The sequence below is a fragment of the Sphingomonas colocasiae genome, from assembly GCF_019880585.1.
GTDB lineage: Bacteria > Pseudomonadota > Alphaproteobacteria > Sphingomonadales > Sphingomonadaceae > Sphingobium_A > Sphingobium_A colocasiae.
The window spans coordinates 1-22,317 of the sequence record NZ_JAINVV010000012.1 but is presented as its reverse complement, the minus strand read 5'-3'; the positions used below and the strand labels follow the sequence as shown (position 1 = coordinate 22,317).

Below are 22,317 nucleotides of genomic sequence, written 5' to 3'. Positions count from 1 at the left end.
TCGCGATTCTGCTCCGGATATTTGCGATGATGTCATTCCATGGGAGCCCGGCTCTGCGTTCCCGAGCGGGAGGGCTCTTCCGAACAGCGCTCTAGCTGGCTGGCCGATCGGTGGCTGGCGGCGTCGCGCCGGGCTCGGTGATCACGCCCGTTCGGCGCAGATAGGCCGCCATGCGGGCGCGCAGTGATTCGACGTAGAAATAGCGCGACAGCACGGCATTGACGTCCGTCGCCGATTTGCCGGCGGTCCGGCTCGCTTTGGCCCAGTGCGCGCGCGCCGCCGGAATATTGCCGCGCGCGGCTTCAGCAAAGGTCTGCGTTACCTCATATTGCCCATACATGCCGGCACCGGGCGGCCTGATGGTGTCAGCGACATGAAGGGCGGCCGGCGTTTCGCCCCGTTCGACCAGGGCCAGGATCAACGCCGCACCGTAAAAGGCCGGAACGTCGGGATCTTCTGCAACGGCGCGCTGCAACATTGTGGCGCCGTCAGGGTCGCCGCAAGTGATCAGCAGATAGCCGACCATGCCGGCAAGTTCCGGATTATAGGGGTTCAGGCTTGTGCCGCGCAGCCCGAGGTCGCGGCCGCGCGTGCATTGGCCGTGCATCATCGCGACCCGCGAATCCGCAACCAGTGCCTCGGCGTTCTTGGAATTGGCGGCCACCGCGCGACGTGCATGATCGGCGGCACGGGTGAGCCCGTCGGGGCCGCCGCCGCCGATTGCCGGATCCAGATTCATGAACGCGGCCGCCGCGAGCGCAACGGGATCCATCGGCTCCCGCAGAACGGTTTCGCGCACGCAATCGCGGACGCGCGTACGCGCCGCCGGATCACGATATCGGAAATACTCTTCGTAATCGAGCATGCAGGCATAGCCCGGCTCGCCGACCGGCTGCAGCAGGCTGCGCTGATGCGAGGCGATAACGCCGAATGGCGAGATGAGGGCGATGATCGCTGGGCGCATCCGATCGGTCAGTGTCGTGGATGGCTGTCCGGCGACGGAGGCCTGCGGTGTGACGTCGATCACGTCGGACCAGAGCTGGTCGCCCGTCTGGAGATCGAGCAGGGTCAGCGCGATCTGCCTGCCTCCGAATGCGCCACTGGTATCGGCGCGGCCGATCAGCCGGTAGATAGGCTGATCGACATCGGGCAGATCGCGACTGCTGGCAGGATCGCTTTCGCGCACCCGTATCAACCAGGAGCGGTGCAGCGCATCTTCGAGCAAGGTCCGTCCGGCGGCGGCGAGCACCCGCGCATCGGGCCCGCCATTGGCGGTTATCTCGCCGAGTTCGAGCACCGGCGCCTGCGACACCTGCCGCAGCGGTGCACGAAGGTCGCCGGCGCTGCGGACGATCCAGACCAACGCGATGAACGCGATCAGCAATATTGTCCCGATCACCACCAGACGCCAGGGGAACGGCGCTCGCGGAAGCCGGAGAGGAGGCGAGCGACGCGGGCTTTCCGGAAACAATGTCCTGGCCGGAACATCCTCGGCCTGCTCCCACACCGGCGATCGCAAGGGCGCGGAGGGTGTATCGGGCAGGGCGAAGTGAACGCGATAGGATCCCTGCTTCACATGCAGGCGGACCCCGTTTTCGAGCGAGGCGTTCGCGTTATTCGCATAATAGGCGTCGAGCATCTTGCGCAGACGGCCGACCTGGACGCGGGGATAGCTGTCCGATTGTGAATCGAAGTCCGGATCGCGGCCCAGCCCCTCGACGGCAACCGTATAGGCCTTGAGTTCGTCACCGCCGCCGGCGAGCGTGGTACGGACAAGAAAGCTGAGCAACTGCCGCATCACGGGTGCACGCTCGAATTCGGGCGTGCGGAAGATCGCTTCGAGCTCCGCCATGATCCGGCCGGGCTCGGGCCCTGTCTCCTGAGGTTTTTCCTCAGCGGCCATCAGCTTCCCTTCGGTTGCCACGCGGCTTCGGATGCCATGTAACGGTTACATCATACATCATTCGCAGGTTACATCGACGTTCATGTCACGCGATACCCATCATACTGGAACGCAATCTTTCCCCATGATCTGACCAGATCACCAGCAAACAGCAGGGAAACGCAGGAGAATCAGTGGTCATTTCGGTAGTGTAACCTTTTGAACGGTACAAACGGTTGATTGAAGCACCTGCGCGGCAACCTGATAACATGGGTCAAAAAGCGCCGGAAGTAACGGAACCCTAAAGAAAATCCTTAACGGAAACTTTCCCGTGCGACCGGGGCGGGGGGCATTGGCCGCTCAAGTAACGGTATGAGACGGTCTGAAACTCCCGTAACTACCGATCGGCAGGCATATCCATACTCGATCGAAGGTTTTGAACCGCTGTTCGGCACTGTGAGGTTTCGATGGTTGCGATATCGCGACCATCAGCGGCCGGAAACGGTGGAACGAAATTCGATCCGGCTCCGTGCACGAGCCGGTAAATGTGGCGATTCTGGTCTTGCTGCGTTTGCCGGGTCACGGTTCGGAGCCGATGTGTGCGGATAATGCCTGACACTTGCGTTCAGTCCCCACCGGACGCGCTCAGGCGGCAGATGTGCGCATCTCCGAGCCGGCGGCGGCTAACCCCACACTGTCGTCGCCGGCTCACTTTCTTTTCCAGAACTCACTGGCTTTTCCCGAACTCGCTGGCTTTTCCCGAACTCGCTGGACGCTTCAGCGGACTGGTCGTCAGTTCGTGAATCGCTGCAGGCTCGCAAGCGTTGCGCGGGTCGCGGCTGTGCCGTTGTGTGCGGCATAATGCCGTTCGGAAATGCAACGCGCGGCGATGGTGGGGTAGCTGACATCGGTGGAACCGGAGAGGATCGGAGCGATCGCGCGTTCGCACTGCGCGCGATCCGCGAAGCGATAGCGCGACAGGCGAACCTCCGTGCACGCGCCGCCGCCGTCCGCGCAGCCCAGTATCGCCATCACATAGGTCAGTGCTTCCATCATGGCCGCTCCTTCCAAGGAAACAACCGATGATGGCGGGGCCGGTTCCATCCATTGGCGGAAGGCCGGCCGCATCCTAGATAGGCGCGATGCCGCCGATCGCCACCGATTCCACAGACCGCCCGCCGACCGGCTTCGCACCGCTTCGCCGCTTTCTGCCCTATCTCTGGCCCAAGGACGATCCGGGGCTGCGCGTTCGTGTCGTTGTTTCGCTGCTGCTGGTGCTGATCGCCAAGGGCATGACCCTGGTGATGCCCTTCGCCTACAAGGCGGCGATCGACCGGATGGTGCCGGGGATGGAGCCGGCCGCGTCGCTGGCGATCGCGCTGGTCGTTGCCTATGCCGCCGCGCGCTTCGGCGGCGTGTTGTTCGACAATATCCGCAACGCGATCTTCGAGCGTGTCGGCCAGGACGCGACGCGCCGCCTCTCCGCGCATGTCTTCGAACATCTCCACGGCCTGTCGCTGCGCTTCCACCTCGAACGGCGGACCGGCGCGGTGACCAAGGTGGTCGAGCGCGGCACCAAGAGCATCGACGTGATGCTCTATTTCCTGTTGTTCAACATCGCGCCGACGGTGATCGAGCTTGGGGCGGTCGCGATCATCTTTCAGGTCAAGTTCGGTTTCGGGCTGGTCGCCGCGACGCTCGCGATGGTCATCGCCTATATCTGGTTCACCCGTGCGGTGACCGACTGGCGCGCGAAGCTCCGCGAACGGATGAACGAGCTCGACACCGGCGCGGTCGCGCGCGCTGTGGATTCGCTGCTCAACTACGAGACGGTCAAATATTTCAACGCCGAACGCCGCGAAGCCGCGCGTTATGGCAAGGCGGTCAAAGCCTATGCCGATGCGGCGGTGAAGAACGAGACGTCGCTCGCGATGCTCAATGTCGGCCAGTCGCTGATCACCAACCTGATGATGGCCGGGGCGATGGGCTATACCGTCTGGGGCTGGAGCACGGGGCGCTTCACGACCGGCGACGTGGTGCTGGTCAACACGCTGCTTGCCCAGCTTTTCCGCCCGCTCGACCTGCTCGGCATGGTCTATCGCACCGTGCGCCAGGGCCTGATCGACATGGATGCGATGTTCAACCTGATCGACACCCGCGCGGAGGTGACGGACCATTCCGGTGCGCCGCCTTTGGTGGTGACGGCGGGGCGGCTCAGCTTCGAGGACGTCTCCTTCGCCTATGATGCGGAGCGCCCGATCCTGAAGGGCGTGAGCTTCGAGATACCGGCGGGCGGGACGCTGGCAGTGGTGGGGCCATCGGGTGCGGGCAAATCGACGCTCGCGCGGCTGATCTTCCGCTTCTACGACGTGACGGGCGGGCGCATCCTGATCGACGGGCAGGATATCGCGGCGGTCACGCAGACCTCCCTGCGCGCCGCAATCGGCATCGTCCCCCAGGATACCGTGCTGTTCAACGACACGATCGGCTATAATATCGGCTATGGCCGCGAGGATGCCGGGCAGGCCGAGATCGAAGCCGCGGCGCGGGGGGCAGCCATCCATGGCTTTATCGAGAGCCTGCCCGATGGCTATGACGCCAAGGTGGGTGAGCGCGGCCTGAAGCTTTCCGGCGGAGAGAAGCAGCGCGTCGCGATCGCGCGCACCCTGCTCAAGGATCCGCCGATCCTGATCCTCGACGAAGCGACCAGCGCGCTCGACAGCCGCACCGAGGCGGAAATCCAGGCGACGCTGAGCACGGTCGCGGCGCGGCGCACGACGATCGTGATCGCGCACCGGCTGTCGACCGTGGTCGATGCAGACGAGATCGTCGTGCTCGAAGCCGGCCGTATCGCCGAACGCGGCACCCATCGCAGTCTGCTCAGGAAAAACGGGCTCTATGCCGAGATGTGGATGCGGCAGCAGGCAGAGGCGGAGATGGAAGAGGCGTGACCAGCAGTTATGGGTTCCATACCCGCGTATGAGCTTGAAGTTGGCGTGACTCTCTCTGTCGCTCCAGCGAAAGCTGGAGCCCATCCGATGCGTTCAATCGCACCGTGGTTCAAAGATCGCATGGGCCCCAGCTTTCGCTGGGGCGACATCGCCGGGAGCATGGATCGGTGGCCTTCGACATGCATGGTCACGGTTGTACGGAGAGACCGAACAAGTTCAGCATGACGAATCCGGCGGGCGCGGTTAGGGGAAGCCATGCAATCCCCCGAGGCGATCCTCCAAACCACATTCGGCTTCCCGGGTTTTCGCGGCGTCCAGCGCGACGTCGTCGATCGGGTCATGGGCAATCGCCATACGCTGGCGGTCATGCCGACCGGCGCCGGCAAGTCGCTCTGCTACCAGCTTCCCGCCGTCGCGCTTGAGGGGACGTGCATCGTGCTGTCTCCCCTGATCGCGCTGATGCACGACCAGTTGCGCGCAGCGACCGCGATCGGGATCCGGGCGGCGACACTGACCTCCGCCGACGACAATCGCGCGGAAACGCTGGCGCGGTTCCGCGCGGGCGAGCTCGACCTGCTCTATGCCGCGCCCGAACGCGCGACGGGCGAGGGATTCCGCAACCTGCTGCGCGACGCGAAAGTGTCGCTCTTCGCGATCGACGAGGCGCATTGCGTTTCCGAATGGGGGCATGATTTCCGCCCCGATTATCGCCTGCTGCGGCCGTTGCTCGACGAGTTTCCCGATGTTCCGCGGCTGGCGCTGACCGCCACGGCGGATGCGCACACGCGCGAGGATATCCTCGTCCAGCTCGGCATTCCCCATGAGGGGCTGATCGTCGCCGGCTTCGACCGGCCCAACATCCGTTACCATATCACCCCCCGGCAGGGCACGACGCAGCAGATCGCCGATCTCGTCGCCGAACAGCCCGGCCCCGGCATCGTCTATGTGCAGACCCGCGCCGCGACCGAGAAGCTCGCCGCCAGCCTGTCGGGCAAGGGGCGGCAGGTTCGGGCCTATCATGCGGGGCTCGATCCGGCGGTGCGCGCGAAGAACCAGCATGATTTCGTCGCAAGCGAGGATATGGTGATGGTGGCGACGATCGCCTTCGGCATGGGCATCGACAAGCCCGATGTCCGTTTCGTCGCGCATGCCGGCCTGCCCAAGTCGATCGAGGCCTATTATCAGGAAACCGGCCGCGCCGGCCGTGACGGCGAACCGTCGGTGGCGCATCTCTTCTGGGGCGCCGAGGATTTCGTGCGCGCGCGCCAGCGCATCGGCGAGGTCGAGCCGCAGCGCCAGCCCGGTGAGCGGGCGCGATTGAGTGCGCTCGGCGCGCTTGTCGAGACCGGCGGGTGCCGTCGCCGCATCCTGCTGAAGCATTTCGGCGAGGAGCCGGCGGAGACCTGCGGCAATTGCGACAATTGCCTTAATCCGCCCGCCGCGATCGATGCGACCGAAACCGCGCGCAAATTCCTGTCGGCGGTCTACCGCACTGGTCAGAGCTTCGGAGTCGGCCATATCGAAGCGGTGCTGCTCGGCCAGTCGACCGAGAAGGTGATGCAGCGCGGGCATGACGCACTTTCGGTGTTCGGCATCGTCGACGGTGAGGAAGCCTTGCTGATCAAGCCAGTCGCGCGCGCGTTGCAACTGCGCGACGCGCTGCGCACGTCCGAACATGGCGGGCTGGAATTCGGGCCGGAGGCGCGTGCGATCCTGAAGGGCGAGCAGACGGTGGATCTGGTGCTGCCGCCCAAGCGCGAGCGCCGGCGCAAGCGCGATGGTTCGGCCAATCCGATCGGCGATCCGCTGTTCGAGGCGCTGCGCGCCAGGCGCCGCGACCTGGCGCAGGCGGCGGATGTGCCGCCCTATGTGATCTTTCACGATTCGACGCTGCGCGAAATGGCGATGATCCGCCCAATCAATCTCGCCGCGCTCGGGCGAATCTCGGGCATCGGCGCGCGCAAGCTCGAAGCCTATGGCGAGGCGTTTCTGGAAACGATCCTGGCGTTCGAGGGGCGGTAAGGCCCGGGGCGTTTGGTCTCGCCGGCCGGCCCAACAATGTCATCCCCGCGAAAGCGGGGATCCAGCTATTCCGTGAAGCATCAGGAAAAAGAAGAAGCTGGATTCCCGCTTTCGCGGGAATGACATCCGAAGGGCATTGGAAAAAGGGGCTGCCAGGACTGGCGGCAGCCCTTACTTCGCCTTCTTGGCGGCTTCGGCGGCCTCGATCGCTTCGATGACGATCCGGCGGGCTTCGGTGGCGTCGCCCCAGCTACCGATCCGCACCCATTTCTTGGGCTCCAGATCCTTGTAGTGGGTGAAGAAGTGCTCGATCTGCTGCATCACGATCGCGGGCAGATGCTCCTTCTCGTCGACATTCTCATAATAGGGGAAGGTGCCGTCGACCGGCACGGTCAGCAGCTTCTCGTCGCCGCCGGCTTCGTCTTCCAGCTTGAGCACCGCGATCGGACGGACGCGGACCACGCTGCCGGGGATGAAGGGCGAGCGCGCCACGACCAGCGCGTCGAGCGGATCGCCGTCTGGCGACAGGGTGTGGGGAACGAAGCCGTAATTGGCCGGATAGCGCATCGGCGTATGCAGGATGCGATCGACGAACAACGCGCCCGACTTCTTGTCGAACTCGTATTTCACCGGCTCGCCGCCGACGGGAACTTCGATGATGACGTTCAGGCTTTCCGGCGGATTGTCGCCCACCGGGATCAGATCGATATTCATGCTATTCCGTTTCAGGATCGTGGTGACAGAAGCTTGTCCAGGCTGCCCTCTCCGGCACCTATTTTTTCGAAGCGCGGATAGCGCAGCCCGCCGCGATAGTCGATGGTCACATCGCGATATCGGTCGCCCGATTTCACCAGCAGCCGCACCGGCGACTTGCCGTCCTTGGCATCGGTGATCGCGGTGCGGATGCCGTCGCCCGAATAGGCGCGGTTGTTGACCGCGACGATCTCGTCATCGACCGTCATGCCCTTGTCGAAGGCGGGCGAATCCCAGATCACCTGGCTGATCTTGCCGCCTTTGCCGACGCTCAGCCCCAGCGAATAGACGAGATCGACCGATTCGCCGGTGCGTTCGGCATCCTTGACCGCGCCGGTCGCCGTCTCGCCATAGGTCAGGCGATAGCCGCCCTTGGTGAAGCCGTTCAGTGGCGCGCCCCTGGCGGTTTCGGTCAGCCGCTGCGTCAGGAAACCCGCCCAGTCATAAGCGACCACGCCGTTGAGCGCGGTGACGACGTCGTTGAACTCATAGGTGCTGGTGCCCCAGTCGCCGTCACGCCCCTTGAAGAAGGTGCGTGCGAAATCGTCGAGCCCGCGTGCGCCGCCGGTCTTCTCGCGGATGATCGCGTCGGCCTCCAGCCAGACGAGCATGCCTTCATTGTAATAATCCTCGGACCGCTGCCAACTCGTCCAGCCCTTGGGGCGGCGCGCGGTGATCACGGGATCGTTGGTGGTGTCGCGCAGGGGGCGCCAGTCGCGCCCGCGTCGAATGTCGAGGCTGGCGGCGACGGTGGCGAGCGCGTCGAGCGCCTCCTGCTTGGTGAACAGGCCGGACCGCGCGGCCAGCACATAGCCCCAGAGCTGGGTCTGCCCTTCATAGACCCAGAGCAGGTCGTCGTTCATCGGCGTGTTGAAATTGGGCGTCCAGTTGCCGGCGGGCCGGCGGAACTTGCCGTTCCAGCTATGCGTGAATTCGTGCGGCAGCAATCCGCGTCGGCCCGGCCCCTTGTCCCATTCGGTGAAATATTCGGGGTTCACGCCGTTTTCGGAGGAGCGGTGATGCTCGAGGCCGATTCCGCCCATCTGCCTGGTGAGCGCCAGCAGGAATTCGTAGCGGTCATATGGCTGCGATCCGAACAGCTTGATCGCCTGATCGACGAGCTTTTTGTGCGCGTCGATCTGCGGCTGGGTGGCGGCGAGATTGGCGGCTTCGTCGGCGACGATGTTGAGCCGGACGCGCGGGGCGAGCTGTTCCTGCCGGAAATGCCTGCCGGCGAAGACCGGCGAATCGATCAGCGTCTCATAGTCGGTGGTCTCATATGCATAGGTCGATCCCGTCGCGCGCGCGGGCAGGCCCGACGCCGCCTTCCAGCCATCGGGATAGGTGACGGTGGCGCGCACCGGGATGCGGCGCGTGAAATAGCCGGCGGGATAGAGCGAGACCATTTCGAACTGGAGGTTCATCATCGCGGGCGTGATGACGATGCGGCCCTGGTCGCCCTGGGTGGCGGAGACGAAATCGAACGCGATGTCGAGCTGCCGGGCGCCCGAGGGCACGTCGATATGAAAGGCGTAGACGTCCAGATTGTCGCGCCGCCAGGCGATCGTCTTGCCGCCCGCGCTGATCCGGAGCCCCGCCAGCTTCTCGATCTCGCCGCGCGGCGCATGCTTGCCCGGCAGCCATTTGGAGAAGAGCAGGGTCATCGGGCCGGATTTGGCGACGGGGATGATCTGCTTCACCTTCAGGATCGCGCGATCGACATCGGTGGCGTCGACGTCGATCGTCATGGTGCCGGGATAGGCGACGTCGCGTGGCGCCGGGATGGTATCGACCAGCAAGGCGGGCTGGGGCAGCGTGTTCTGCGCGAGCGCGGGCGTTGCGGCGAGGAGCAGCGGAAACATCAGGCAGGATTTCATGAACGGCTTTCATGGGGAGGGGGGAAACAGCCAATTTACCCCGCCAGACCCGAAGGTCCAGCCCGTCACCCACCCAGGGCGTTGATCGTGAAGGCGAGTATACCGATGTTGAAGACGAAGGCGGCCACGCTCTGCAGCAGCGCCACCTGCCGCATATGGCGCGTCGCGATCGTCACGTCGGAGGTCTGGAAGGTCATGCCGAGCGTGAAGCTGAAATAGAAGAAGTCGGGATAATCGGGTTCCTTCGTCCCCGGAAACTGCAGGCCGCCGCGATCGCCGCCCTTGCCGGGCAGATAATGGAGATGTGCATAGTGGAGCGCGAAGGCGGTGTTGGCGAAGGTCCAGGCCAGCACCAGCGTCGTCACGATCAGCGCGATCGCGCCCGGGCTTGGCGTGCCGCGTTCGGCAAGGACCGAGGCGACCGCGACGAGCACCACCAGCGCGAGCAGCACCGTCAACAGCAGCAGCACGACGCGATTGGCGTCGTTGCGCGCGGCGTTGGCGCGCATCCTGTCCGCATCCTGCCCGAGCAGCGGCACGATCGAGGCGAGAAAGAGCGCGGCGGCGGGGCTGAACGCGGCCAGCACCGCATGGCGCCAGTCCAGCCATTGCAGTGCGACGGCGAAGCCGGCGAGCAGCGTCGCGCCGAACCACAGGAAGCGCGGTGGCGCGATCCGGTTGCCGATGCCGTTTGTTTGCCGCGCTGTCATCGCGGGCAGGCTAGCGGCTCGGGCGTTGGTCCGCCAGCCGCGCAAAGCGCTTCCACGTTGGGCGATGACGCACTAGAGAGCGCAGCCTATGGCCCAGACACCCAATCGCATCCGTGGCACCCAGGATATGCTGGGGGAAACCCAGCGCGCTTTCGCGCATGTCGTCGATACCTTCGATCGCGTGCGGCGGCTCTATGGATTCCAGCGCGTCGAAGTGCCTGTGTTCGAGGCGACGGCGGTGTTCGCGCGCTCGCTTGGCGAAACCACCGATGTCGTCTCCAAGGAGATGTACAGCTTCGAGGATCGCGGCGGGGATTCGCTCACCTTGCGGCCGGAATTCACCGCCGGGATCGCGCGCGCCTATCTGACCGAGGGCTGGCAGCAGTTCACGCCGCTCAAGCTGGCGACGCATGGTCCGCTGTTCCGGTACGAGCGGCCGCAAAAGGGGCGTTTCCGCCAGTTCCACCAGCTCGATGCCGAGATCATCGGCACCGATCAGCCCGCCGCCGATGTCGAATTGCTCGTGCTGGGGCAGCAATTGCTCGAGGAACTCGGCATCGCCGATGGGGTGACGCTCAATCTCAACACGCTGGGTGACGCAGAGACGCGCACGGGCTGGCGCAATGCGCTCGTCGCGCACTTCACCGCCAATCGCGACCAGCTTTCCGAGCAGAGCCTGGAGCGGCTGGAGAAGAATCCGCTGCGCATCCTGGACAGCAAGGAAGCGCAGGATCGGCCGATCGCCGATTCCGCGCCGTCGATCGACGATTATCTCTCGGTCGAGGCAGGCAATTTCTTCGAGAAGGTGACGCGCGGCCTGGATGCCGCGAATGTGCCCTGGACGCGCGACCCGCGCCTGGTGCGCGGCCTCGACTATTATCGCCACACCGCGTTCGAGTTCATCACCGATCGGCTGGGCGCGCAGGGCACCGTGCTGGGCGGCGGCCGCTATGACGGCCTGATCGGCCAGCTTGGCGGGCCGGAAACGCCGGCCGTCGGCTGGGCCGCCGGGATCGAGCGGCTGGCCATGCTGATCGCGCAGCCCGCGCCCGAAGCGCCCGTTGCGGTGCTGGTCCCGATGGGGGCGGCCGCCGAAGCGCAGGCGATCGCGCTGATCGCGGAATTGCGCCGCGCCGGCATCGCCGCCGATATGGGCTTTTCGGGCAATATGAAGAAGCGGATGACGCGCGCATCGGCGAGCGGCGCCACCTTCGCGGTGATCCTGGGCGACGACGAGGTCGCCAAGGGCATGGCCTCGGTCAAGCGTCTGGCGACGGGGCAGCAGGATGAAGTCGCGTTCGGCGCGATCGTCGGGGCGCTCGGCAACGGATGACGCGAATCTCGGCCGAGCGCATCGCCGCGATCGAGGCGCGGCGCGACGAATTGCAGGCGATGCTCGCCACGGCGGACCTGCCGCCCGATCGGTTCGTCGCCGCGTCCAAGGAATATGCGGAGATCGAGCCCGTGGCAGCGGCCGCTGGCGAAGTGCGCCGGCTGCGTGCCGAAATCGTCGTGCTCGGCGAGATGGCGCAGGATCCGGACAGCGACATCCGCCAGATGGCGAGCGAGGAACTGGCCGATATCAACGCGCGCATGCCCGAGGCGGAACGCGCGCTCGCCATCCGGCTGCTGCCGCGCGACGCGGCGGACGAGCGCCCGGCCATGCTCGAGATCCGCGCCGGCACCGGCGGGGACGAGGCGGCGCTGTTCGCGGGCGACCTGTTCCGCATGTACAGCCGCTACGCCGAAACCCGGGGCTGGCGCATCGAACTGATCTCGGCCAACGCCTCCGACATCGGCGGCTACAAGGAAGTGGTCGCCAGCGTGACCGGGCAGGGCGTGTTCGCGCGCCTGAAGTTCGAAAGCGGGGTTCACCGCGTGCAGCGCGTTCCCGTCACCGAATCGGGTGGGCGCATCCACACATCTGCGGCGACGGTGGCGGTGCTGCCCGAACCCGAGGAGGTCGATGTCCATATCGACGACAAGGACCTGCGCATCGACGTGTTCCGCGCGTCGGGATCGGGCGGGCAGCATGTGAACACCACCGATTCGGCGGTGCGCATCACTCACCTGCCCAGCGGCCTTGTCGTCAGCCAGCAGGACGAGAAGTCGCAGCACAAGAACAAGGCCAAGGCGATGAAGGTGCTGCGCGCGCGGCTTTACGAGCTGGAGCGCGAGCGCGTGGCGAGCGCGCAGGCCGGCGCGCGCAAGTCGATGGTCGGATCGGGCGACCGGTCCGAACGCATCCGCACTTATAATTTCCCGCAGGGGCGGGTGACCGATCATCGCATCAACCTGACATTGCACCGGCTGCCCGAGATCCTCGAAGGGCAGCTCGACGAACTCATCTCCACGCTCATCGCCGAGGATCAGGCGGAGCGGCTGGCGAATCTGGATGCCGGAAACGGTTGACGCGGCGCTGCGCGCCGCGACCGCGCGACTGGCGGAGGCGAGCGCGACGCCGCGGCTGGATGCCGAACTGCTGATGGCGCATATATTGGGCATTTCGCGCGGCGCCCTGCTGATGGGACGGCGCGACACGCCCGAGCCTAGGGGGTTCGCCGCACTCGTCGCGCGGCGTGTGGCAGGGGAACCGATCGCCTATCTGACCGGGCGCCGCGACTTCTGGACGATCAGCCTGGCCGTCGGCCCGGGCGTGCTGATCCCGCGGCCCGACAGCGAGACGCTGATCGAGGCGGCGGTCGACCATTTCGCGTCGCGCCCGCCCGCGCGGATTCTCGATCTCGGCACCGGGCCCGGCACATTGCTGCTCGCCGCGCTCGATCAATGGCCGCAGGCGAACGGGATCGGCGTGGATGCGAGCGCCAAGGCACTGACGATCGCGCGGGGCAATGCCGCCGATCTCGGCTTCGGCGCGCGCGTGCGTTTCGTCGAAGGCGATTGGGCGGAAGGGATCGACGGACCGTTCGATCTGGTTCTGTGCAATCCGCCCTATATCGGCACGAACGAGGTGCTCGCTGTCGACGTCGTCGGGCACGAACCGGCGGAAGCGCTGTTCGCGGGTATCGACGGTCTGGATGCCTATCGCATCGTCGTGCCGCAGATCGTCCGGCTCGTCGCACCGGGCGGACTGGCCGCGCTCGAGATCGGCGCGAGCCAGCGCGAAGCGGTCAGCGCGCTGTTCGCGGCGGAGGGGGAGAGCGTCACATGTCGTCGCGATCTGGCGGGACATGATCGCGCCATCCTGTTCGCGCGATAATCGCGACAGATCGATCAGATTACCCCTTGGCCTTGGCCATCCGGATCGCTAGATAGGGGGCAGGGACGGGCAGATCGACAGCTTATAGCGCTGGATTTGCCGTACCCCTGCCCCCATGGTCATGCTGTCGCTGAGGTCCGCTGGATCGCGGCAGGAGGATGGGAAGCGCCCGCTTTTCGCGAAGCTGGCGCCGCGCTCGGATTGGGGGCTGTGTACGGGAAGACCGGGAGCGTCGTGTAAGTACGCCAAGAGCGAGGACACCAGTCAGTTGATGAACAATCGTCAGTCCGGCCGCCGTCGCGGCCGTGGCGGTCAGCGCCCACAGGGCGGTCCTGGCCGTCCCGAGCAGGGCAACCGCATCGACAATCGTGCGCGCGGTAATGCCAGCCAGTTGCTCGAGAAATACAAGACCCTGGCCCGCGATGCGCAGACCCAGGGCGATCGCGTGATGACCGAATATTACCTCCAGTTCGCGGACCATTATTTCCGCGTGCTGAGCGAAAGCCGCGCCCGTTTCGAAGAGAATCGTCGCCCCCGTGATGATTATCAGGACGATGAGGACGAGGGCGAGGAACTGCGCGGCGAGGCCGGCGTCGACAGCGACGATATCGATCAGCCCAGGGGCGATCAGGGTCGCGGAGACCGTGGCCGTGGCGATCAGGATCGTGGCGAACCGCGCCGTGAGCGCGCGCGCCGCGACGATCGCGAACCGCGCGAGGCGCGTGAGCCCAGGGAAGAGCGTGAGCCCGTCGAGGCGCGCGAACCGCGGGAAGCGCGTGAGCCGCGCCAGCCCCGCGAGCAGCGGGAGCGTCGCCCGCGCCAGCAGCCCGTTCAGGCCGAAGTCGAGGAAGCGCCCGTCGAAGTGCGCGAGGAACAGCCGGTCGAGGCGCCGCGCGCCGCGCGCGGCCTGCGTCCGCGCCGCAACGGCGCCGCCAATGGCCATCATCACGCAGAGCAGGACGCCGGCATCGAGGCCGATCGTCTGCCGCCTTCGCTTGGCATCCGTGTCGAGGAAAGCGCACCCGAGCTCGCGCTCGAAGCGACCGAAGCCGAGCCCGCACCGGCGCCCAAGCGCCGTGGCCGGCCGCGCAAGGTGGCCGAGGCGCCGGCGGCGGAGGGCTGAAGGCTCCGAATCGATTGACTTTGAAGGGCGGCACCGCAAGGCGTCGCCCTTCCTTTTAGCGGAGAGGGTGCGATGAAATCGATGGTGCTGCTGAGCGTGACAGCAGCCCTGCTCGTGGATGCGCCGGTCATGGCGCAGTCCGATCCCGCGACCGCCGATTTCAAGGCGTTGCGGGCCGAGCTGGATGCGTTGCGCAACAAGGTCGATCAGCTTGAACGGCAGCTCGCCGAATCGCGGGCGGCCACGGCGGCTCCGGCCATCGCCGCGGCACCAGCTGCCGCGCCGGCCTCACCACCGGCTACCGCGATCGCCTGGAAGGGCGCGCCGCAGTTCGAGGACAAGGCGTCGGGCTTCAGCTTCAAGCCCAAGGGGTTCCTCCAGTTCGACAGCGGCCGTGTCTACAATCCATCGGACGCGCTGAACGCGACGGGCAATTTCGGCAATCGCACGCGTCTGCGTCGCGCGGTTTTCGGCGCCGAGGGAAGCTTGCCTGGCGGCTTCGGCTACAAGGCCGAATTCAACTTCGCCGACGGCAATGTCGGTTATGAAGATGTCGTGCTGACCTGGCAGCCCAAGGGCACGCCGCTGCTGCTGACGATCGGCAACGCCTATCCGCTGTCTGGCCTCGACGTGATGACGAGTTCGCGGCTGACCTCGTTCGGTGATCGCGATCAGGCAACCGAGGCGTTCAACTTCAATCGGCGGATCGGCGCATCGCTGGCCCTGCTCGATCCGGCCGATCGCTATACCATCACCGCCGGCCTCTATCAGACCGGCGTCACCAGCGATTTCGGCGACGATGGCTGGCAGGCGAGCGTGCGCGGCACCTTTTCGCCGAAGCTGGGTGAGAAGGCGCGGCTTCATATCGGCGCCAGCTTCCAGCATCGCAGCAATCGGACCGATGTGCCGCAGGTGCGGTATCGCACCCGGCCGCTGACGACGATCACCGATTTCCGCTTCATCGATTCGGGGCTGTTGACCGCGGGCGGAGACGATGTGCTGGGCGTGGAGCTGGCGGGCATTTTCGGGCCGTTCCACATCGCCGGCGAAGGTCATAAACTGTGGGTCAGCGATTATCGCGCGTCGCTCGACAAGGGGGGGCTCTTCTACGCGAACGGCCCAAGCTATGTGAGCGGCTATGCGGAGATGGGCTATTATCTGACCGGGGAGACGCGCGGCTACAGAACCGGCCGATGGGATCGCACCAGGGTGCTGCGTCCGGTCGGCAATGGCGGCTGGGGGGCGCTCCAGCTCAATGCACGTGTCGACCTGGTCGATCTGACCGACGTGGTCGGCGGCACGGTGTTGCTCAATGGGGGCAAGCAGACGGGATATTCGCTGGGCGCGATCTGGAACCCGGTCGATTACATCCGCTTCCTGATGCAATATTCGCATCTGGAGCTGGAAGGCGGACCATCGGCGGCGCTGGTCGTGCCGGGATCGGCCTTGCCTGTCGACAAGCGGCAATATTCGACCGATCTGATGGTGCTGCGCGCACAGGTGGAATTCTGAACATCCCCCTCCCGTCCGCGGGAGGGGATCGGTTCCGTGGTCAGAGCATTTTTTGCGCTTCGCATCGATCCCCCGATGCGGCATCATCGCCGCGTCTGAAGGGGAGATGCGTGATGCGTAACGGCCTGATCCTGGCGGCGATCCTGATGCCTGGCGCCGCGGCGGCGCAGACCGCGCAGGGCGATGTCGCGGTCACCATCTACAACAACAATATCGCGCTGGTGCAGGATTCGCGGACATTGACGGTGCCGTCCGGGCGCAGCCGCCAGGAATTTCCCGATGTCTCCGCACAGATCCGGCCGGAGACGGCGAGCCTGGCGGGATCGGGCATCGCGATCGTCGAGCAGAATTTCGATTATGACCTGCTGTCTCCCGACAAGCTGATGGAGAAGGCGGTCGGCCAGATGATCACCATCGTGCGGACCAACCCGGCGACGGGCGCGGAGACGCGCGAGCAGGCGCGCGTGCTCGCCGCCAATGGCGGCATCGTCCTCCAGATCGGCGGCCGTATCGAAGTGCTGCGCGACGACGGACTGCCGGTGCGCGTGGTGTTCGACAAGGTGCCGGAGAATCTGCGCGCGCGGCCGACATTGTCGGTGACGATCGACGCTGCGAAGGCGGGGGCGGTCCAGACGCGCCTTTCCTATCTGACGCCGGGCATGGGCTGGACGAGCGACTATGTGATGCTGTTCGACGAGAAATCGGGCGCGGCGGACATGCAGGGCTGGGTCACGCTCACCAACAACACCGGCACCACCTATACCAATGCCGATACGCTGCTGGTCGCCGGCAATGTCGGTGGCGGGCAGAACCGTTTCAATGCGCTCAACGCCACGCTTGAAGCGGCGGGCACCGAAAGCGGCACGCGCGAGCGGCTGGGCGACTATTATCTCTATCCGCTCGCCGAACGCACCACGATCGCCAATGCGCAGCAGAAACAGGTGAGCTTCCTCGACGTGAAGGGGGCCCCGGCGCGCAAGGCCTATGAGTTCGTCAATGGCTGGCTGGGCAGCAACGATACGCCGCGCAGCGCGGTGACGGCGATCAAATTCTCGACCTCCAAACAGGGTGGACTGGGCGATCAGCTGCCGGCCGGCACGATCCGCGTCTATCTGCGCGACGCGCGCGGCGATCCGCAGTTCATCGGCGAAAGCCGCATCGATCACACGCCGATGGGATCGGCGATGGCGATCCGCACCGGCGAGGCTTTCGACGTGAAGGTGAAGACCGTGGTCGAGGCGCGTACGAAGCTGTCCAATCGGCGCTGGCAGACCAGGATGCGCTACATCGTCACCAATGCGCGACCCGAGGCCGTGACGGTCGATGTCGCGCAGAACGGACTGTGGGGCGATGTCCGCATCGCGGAACAGAGCATCGAGGGCGCGCGCGTTTCGGCCGATCGCATCGAATGGAAGGTGCCGGTGGCCGCCAACGGCACGACCGAGCTGACCGCGACCTTCGACACGCGGTACTGAGCGCGTGCGCGCTTTCGCGCTTTTCCTGATGCTGCTGGGCTGGGCGGCCTCCGCGCCGGCGCAGACCGTGGTATCGCGCGATGTGTCCGACGCGTCGGTCACCATCTATCGCGCGCCCAATCGCGGCAGCGGCGCGATGGATCGCAACTGGCCGCGCGGTTACGCGCTGATCAGCGAGACGCGAACGATCACGATTCCCGCGGGCGAGAATGTGATCCGGTTCGAAGGCGTGGCGGAAGGGCTGTTGCCGGAAACGGCGATCGTCACCGGTTTGCCCAACGGCGTTCGCGAAAAGAATCGCGATGCGCGGCTGATCTCGCCCGCCGGACTGGTCGACGCCTATCTCAAGCGCAGCGTGCGATTGAAGCGGACCAACCGCAAGACGGGCAAGGTGATCGAGCAGGATGCGATCGTGCAGGCCGGGCCGAATGGCGGAGTGATCCTGCAGACCGCCGAAGGTTTCGAGGCGCTGGGGTGTTCGGGGCTGCCCGAGCGGATGCTCTATCCCGAGGTGCCGGCCGATCTGTCGGCGCGCCCGACATTGTCGGTGCTGACGAGCAGCGATCGGCCGGTGACCGCGACGATCCAGCTCACCTATATGGCGCAGGGCTTCGACTGGTCGGCCAGCTATGTCGCGCGGATGAACGCGACGACGGGCAAGCTGGGCCTGTTCGCCTGGCTGACGGTCGCGAACGGCGGCGTGCAGAGTTTCAAGGACGCCCGGTTGCAGGTTGTCGCCGGACAACCGCGCAAGGAGCGCAATGCCCCGCCGCTCGCTCCACCCAGATCGGCTCTGCAACTGCAATGCTGGCCGATGGATATCACCAGCACGCATCCCAAATATGTCTTCACGCGTCTGCCCTGGCCACAATTCGAGGAGGAGGTGATGATGGAATCGGCCGATTCCATCGTCGTGACCGCGCAGCGCCGGGGGCGCGTCGCCTATGCGATGGCGCCGCCACCGCCACCCCCTCCGCCGCCCGCGCCCGTGGCGATGGTCGCGCAGCAGGAGGATCTGGGCGATCTCAAACTCTATCGCGTGCCGGAACGCGTGACCGTCTCCGCGCAGGGGCAGAAGCAGGTCGCGATGATCGATCAGTCGGATGCGGCGTTCGATCGCATCTATTCGGTCAATGCCGGCATGGGGCAGCCCGATTATCGGGCGATGCCGTTCCTGCTCAGGGGAAAGAACAGCAAGGAGAAAGGGCTGGGCCTGCCGTTGCCGGCCGGGGCGGTGGCGATCTTCGAGACGGTCGAGGAACACGAATTGCTGGTGGGCAATGCCGACCTGTCCGATCTGGCGGTGGACGAGCGGGTCGAACTGCCGATCGGGCAGAGCGCGGACGTGCAATGGCGGCTGATCAAGGTCTCGGAGACGAAGAAACGGCAGGACTGGCGCGTGGACCTGACCAATGCGCGGCCCGTTCCGGTCAAGGCCGAGATCCTGGTGCCCTATGACCTGATCGAGCGATCACCCGATATCGAGCGCGGGCGGGGCGGCTGGGTGTTGCCGGTGACCGTGCCGGAGAACGGAACCGCGTCCATCACCTATGTCGTCCGGCTGGAACGGGGACGCTGATTCATATGGGGCCCCGAATGACGCATCCGGGGCCGGTTCGCTCAAGCATCGCGTGAGCCTGGCCAAGATGCGATGAGTCAAGTTCATCGCGTCTTGGTACATATCACTCCGCCGGCGGCAGCGGGCGCGGGCGATGATTCTCGTCGAGCGCGACGAAGGTGAACAGGCCCTCCGTCACTTTCACCTGGCTGTTGCCGCGATCGCGCGTCGCGATCACCTCGATCTTTATGCCCATCGATGTGCGGCCCCGTCGTTCGAGATTGGCATAGACGGAGATCACGTCGCCCAGGTGGATCGGCGCGATGAAGGCCATCGAATCGATCGCGACCGTGGCGGTCGGCCCCTGCGCGGTTCGTGCCGCGACGATGCCGGCCGCGATGTCCATCTGGCTCAGCACCCAGCCGCCGAAGATATGGCCGTTGGAATTGATGTCGCTGGGCCCGGGCACGACGCGCAGCACGGGATCCTGGGGGCAATCGGCGCTCATCGTGGTTCGTCCTCGCTATGATCTTGAATGCGTTCGTCATGGCCGGTGCCCGAACTCAGGAACACCAGCCCCATCAGGCCGGCACCGAGCATCACCGACAGACCGATGCCGAGGATCGTCGCGATCAGCATATGGATCGGGATCGGGCCGTGCACGGCGTGGAGATAGGCGATCGCCGCGATCACGGACAGGACGGCGACCAGCGCCATCCATGCCATCAGCCGCCGATAGCGTGCCCAGGCGAATCGCGCATAATCCGGATCGGAAAGATCGGGCTTCTCGTCGGTCATGCCTTTCCTTTGCGGCCGGTTCGTGGGAACATCAACCGGGCACGACACTGGAATTGGAGAGGAGTCGAGCCATGACCATCAGAAAGGTCGTCGAGGGCAATCCCCACACCGTCATCACCATCGGCGTCGACGCGAGCGTGGCGGACGCGGTCGCGCTGCTCGCCGAAAAGCGGATCGGCGCATTGCCGGTGGTGGAAGGGGGCGCCGTCGTCGGCGTGTTTTCGGAACGTGACGTGATCTATTGCCTGGCCCGCGACGGCGCGGCCGCGCTTGGGCGATCGGTGCGCGAAGCGATGACCGCGCCGGTCATCACCGTCGATCTGGATCACCCCGCGATCGGCGCATTGTCGATGATGACGCGCCGGCGCATCCGCCATCTGCCGGTGATCGACGGCGGCGCGCTCGTCGGCTTCGTTTCGATCGGCGATCTGGTGAAGCATCGCATCGACCGGATCGAATCGGAGGCGGCGGCGATGCGCGATTATATCCAGAGCGCCTAGAGACCATTTGGAGATGCGCCTTTGGCGCATGCCGCACCGGCCTGCTCCCCCACCCGACCTCCCAGATGATACTGCCGTTGGGAGGTCGGGTGGGGGAGCGGGCGGAACAGGCCAAGGTTCCGGCGATGCGAAGCATCGTTGGAATGCCCGTGGAGGGCGGTGCGGCCTTGGAAATGTGCTCTTCCGCACATTCTCAACAGACTTTTAGCTCTATTCCTATGCCGCCGCCTTGCGCTTGATCACCAGGCGCAGCAACTCGTCGAGCGTGGCGCGCGCGAACAGGAAAAGCAGGGCGCCATAAGCGGCTGCTCCGACGGGCACGAGCAGAGCGAGCCGGGCGAAGGGATTGAGCGGGGGCAGCAGTTCGTCGAGCCCCCAGACCAGAGCGGCCATCGCCGCCGAGACCAGTAGCGCGGGCGCGATCGCCAGCGCCAGCCTGCGCCACGAGACGCCGATCGCGGGCAGCGACATCGCCGAAGCGACCAATGCGAACAGCGGGAAGCCGATCAGCCAGGCGAGCGCCAGGCCCATGCCGCCATGGCGCACGCCGATCAGGAAGGCGGCGGTCATGATCGCGGCGCCCGCGATCGATGAACGCGCCGCGATCCAGGGCTTGCCGACGCCGTTGGTGGCGGGCGAATAGAGGATCTGCAGCGTCACGAAGGGCATGGCGAGCGCCAGCACGCGGACCAGCGGCACCATCTCCTCCCATTTGATGCCGAAGATCGCGACCACCAGCGGCTCCGCCGTGGCGGCGAGACCGAAATAGATGGGCATGGTCGCCAGCATGATCAGTTTGATCGCTTTCACGAAGGCGGCGGAAAAGGCCTCGCGGTCATGCTGGAGCCGCGAATAGGCGGGAAAGGCGACGTCGTTGAGCGGCGGCACGAATTTGGTGGCGACGATCTGCGTCAGGAACAGCGCTTCGGCATAGATGCCCAGCGCATGGGGATCGAGCGTGCGGCCGCCGATGAAGATGTCGGACTGGCTCTGGACGATCCAGAAAAGCTGGGTGATCAGGATCGCGCCGCCATAGCCGAACATGGCGCCGGCGCCGCGGAAATCGAAGCTGGGCCACACCAGCACGCGCGCCGCCAGGTTGAGCGCGATCGCACGCGTATAGAAGAGCGCGATCGGCGCGGCGACCAGCGTCCAGACCCCCCAGCCGGCGAGCGCGCAGGCGAGCGCGGTGGCGGCGCCGACGATCGCGGATGCGAAATTGGCCTTGGCCTGATTGCGGAAATCGAGCGCGCGGCTGAGCAACACGTCGGGCAGGGCGATGAAGGGGGTGGCCAGATAGAGCAGCGCCTGAACGCGGAGCAGATCCGCCACCATCGGCTGGTTGTAATAGTCGGCCGCGAGAGGGGCGATCGTGAGCTGGAGAATCGCAAGGCCGCCGTTCAGCAGCAGCAACATGCCGAAGGCCTGCCTGATTCGATGCGGTTCGACCGAATCGGACTGGATGATCGAACTCGCGAATCCATAGCCGTTGAGGAAATTGAAGAGCGCGAGAATCACCTGCGTCATCGCGAACAGCCCGTAATCACTGGGATTCAGGATGCGGATGACCAGCAGGGTGGAGCCCCACATCACGATCTGCGACGCGATTTGGCTGCCGGAACGCCAGAAAACAGCGCTTCTCACCCGATTCGCGAAGGTGCCGTCCTGAATCTCCGCGTCTTCCACCCAATCGCTCCGTCTGGCTTCGCTCTCGTGTCACTGCGCCATTAGCCCGGTTTTTCCGGCTTTGCCGAGCATAGAACGGCAGCCTGAAACAATTTTGCAAAAATGGCGGTTGACGGGTGTGGAGGCCCTCCATATATGCCCTCTCACCGCAGCGGGGGGCCACACTGGCTCTGGCAGCGGTCGCAAAAAACTAGGATGCCCGGTCAGCCCCGGTAAGAGGGGGAAGGTCAGGCGTCCGCGTTTTTGGCTC

The 22,317-nt window shown here is 65.5% G+C and carries 18 protein-coding genes; 10 read left to right on the top strand and 8 right to left on the bottom strand.

The features are described from left to right. Positions 1-91 precede the first annotated feature (91 nt). Both K7G82_RS23925 and K7G82_RS23920 read right to left on the bottom strand, forming a co-directional pair. Positions 92-1,903 carry a tetratricopeptide repeat protein gene (locus tag K7G82_RS23925; protein WP_222992487.1) on the bottom strand — a complete coding sequence of 604 codons (1,812 nt, stop codon included), beginning with the start codon at positions 1,901-1,903 and terminating at the stop codon, positions 92-94. A gap of 771 nt (positions 1,904-2,674) precedes the next feature. After that, positions 2,675-2,938, bottom strand: coding sequence for a hypothetical protein (locus K7G82_RS23920; RefSeq protein WP_222992486.1), 264 nt, complete (start codon positions 2,936-2,938; stop codon positions 2,675-2,677). A gap of 86 nt (positions 2,939-3,024) precedes the next feature. On the opposite strand from K7G82_RS23920, the gene K7G82_RS23915 reads away from it, so the two are divergent. After that, the gene (locus K7G82_RS23915; RefSeq protein ID WP_222992485.1) at positions 3,025-4,833 is read left to right on the top strand and encodes an ABCB family ABC transporter ATP-binding protein/permease; all 1,809 of its coding nucleotides are present in this window, start codon (positions 3,025-3,027) and stop codon (positions 4,831-4,833) included. 255 nt (positions 4,834-5,088) lie between these two features. Next, positions 5,089-6,855, top strand: a complete 1,767-nt coding sequence (gene recQ / locus K7G82_RS23910) for a DNA helicase RecQ (protein ID WP_222992484.1) — start codon at positions 5,089-5,091, stop codon at positions 6,853-6,855. Between the two features lie 171 nt (positions 6,856-7,026). Here the strand turns inward: recQ and ppa are convergent, their stop codons facing one another. From ppa to K7G82_RS23895, 3 genes are all read right to left on the bottom strand, one after another. Further along, positions 7,027-7,569, bottom strand: a complete 543-nt coding sequence (gene ppa, locus K7G82_RS23905) for an inorganic diphosphatase (RefSeq protein ID WP_222992483.1) — start codon at positions 7,567-7,569, stop codon at positions 7,027-7,029. Positions 7,570-7,580: 11 nt separating this feature from the next. Continuing rightward, positions 7,581-9,485: a M61 family metallopeptidase gene (locus K7G82_RS23900; RefSeq protein ID WP_222992482.1), complete on the bottom strand. Its 1,905-nt coding sequence runs from the start codon at positions 9,483-9,485 to the stop codon at positions 7,581-7,583. 65 nt (positions 9,486-9,550) lie between these two features. After that, a complete protein-coding gene (locus K7G82_RS23895) occupies positions 9,551-10,195 on the bottom strand; it encodes a DUF1345 domain-containing protein (protein ID WP_222992481.1) in 645 nt (214 codons plus the stop codon). Between the two features lie 88 nt (positions 10,196-10,283). On the opposite strand from K7G82_RS23895, the gene hisS reads away from it, so the two are divergent. From hisS to K7G82_RS23860, 7 genes are all read left to right on the top strand, one after another. After that, the gene (gene hisS, locus K7G82_RS23890; protein WP_222992480.1) at positions 10,284-11,528 is read left to right on the top strand and encodes a histidine--tRNA ligase; all 1,245 of its coding nucleotides are present in this window, start codon (positions 10,284-10,286) and stop codon (positions 11,526-11,528) included. Then, complete coding sequence (gene prfA / locus K7G82_RS23885) at positions 11,525-12,607, top strand: peptide chain release factor 1 (RefSeq protein ID WP_222992479.1); 1,083 nt, start codon at positions 11,525-11,527, stop codon at positions 12,605-12,607. The genes hisS and prfA overlap by 4 nt, the downstream gene beginning before the upstream one ends. Further along, a complete protein-coding gene (gene prmC / locus K7G82_RS23880; protein ID WP_222992478.1) occupies positions 12,591-13,415 on the top strand; it encodes a peptide chain release factor N(5)-glutamine methyltransferase in 825 nt (274 codons plus the stop codon). The genes prfA and prmC overlap by 17 nt, the downstream gene beginning before the upstream one ends. A 271-nt stretch (positions 13,416-13,686) precedes the next feature. After that, positions 13,687-14,538, top strand: a complete 852-nt coding sequence (locus K7G82_RS23875; protein WP_222992477.1) for a DUF4167 domain-containing protein — start codon at positions 13,687-13,689, stop codon at positions 14,536-14,538. Between the two features lie 72 nt (positions 14,539-14,610). Beyond that, positions 14,611-16,050 carry a porin gene (locus K7G82_RS23870; protein WP_222992476.1) on the top strand — a complete coding sequence of 480 codons (1,440 nt, stop codon included), beginning with the start codon at positions 14,611-14,613 and terminating at the stop codon, positions 16,048-16,050. A gap of 113 nt (positions 16,051-16,163) precedes the next feature. Then, a complete protein-coding gene (locus tag K7G82_RS23865; protein WP_222992475.1) occupies positions 16,164-17,525 on the top strand; it encodes a DUF4139 domain-containing protein in 1,362 nt (453 codons plus the stop codon). 28 nt (positions 17,526-17,553) lie between these two features. Next, positions 17,554-19,104: a DUF4139 domain-containing protein gene (locus tag K7G82_RS23860; protein WP_222992745.1), complete on the top strand. Its 1,551-nt coding sequence runs from the start codon at positions 17,554-17,556 to the stop codon at positions 19,102-19,104. A gap of 103 nt (positions 19,105-19,207) precedes the next feature. On the opposite strand, the gene K7G82_RS23855 is transcribed toward K7G82_RS23860, so the two are convergent. Continuing rightward, complete coding sequence (locus K7G82_RS23855) at positions 19,208-19,591, bottom strand: acyl-CoA thioesterase (RefSeq protein ID WP_222992474.1); 384 nt, start codon at positions 19,589-19,591, stop codon at positions 19,208-19,210. Continuing rightward, positions 19,588-19,881 carry a hypothetical protein gene (locus K7G82_RS23850; RefSeq protein WP_222992473.1) on the bottom strand — a complete coding sequence of 98 codons (294 nt, stop codon included), beginning with the start codon at positions 19,879-19,881 and terminating at the stop codon, positions 19,588-19,590. The genes K7G82_RS23855 and K7G82_RS23850 overlap by 4 nt, the downstream gene beginning before the upstream one ends. Before the next feature lie 71 nt (positions 19,882-19,952). Between K7G82_RS23850 and K7G82_RS23845 the strand changes: the two genes are divergently transcribed. After that, the gene (locus K7G82_RS23845) at positions 19,953-20,381 is read left to right on the top strand and encodes a CBS domain-containing protein (RefSeq protein WP_222992472.1); all 429 of its coding nucleotides are present in this window, start codon (positions 19,953-19,955) and stop codon (positions 20,379-20,381) included. 216 nt (positions 20,382-20,597) lie between these two features. On the opposite strand, the gene K7G82_RS23840 is transcribed toward K7G82_RS23845, so the two are convergent. Further along, the gene (locus K7G82_RS23840; protein WP_222992471.1) at positions 20,598-22,067 is read right to left on the bottom strand and encodes a lipopolysaccharide biosynthesis protein; all 1,470 of its coding nucleotides are present in this window, start codon (positions 22,065-22,067) and stop codon (positions 20,598-20,600) included. Between the last annotated feature and the right edge of the window lie 250 nt (positions 22,068-22,317).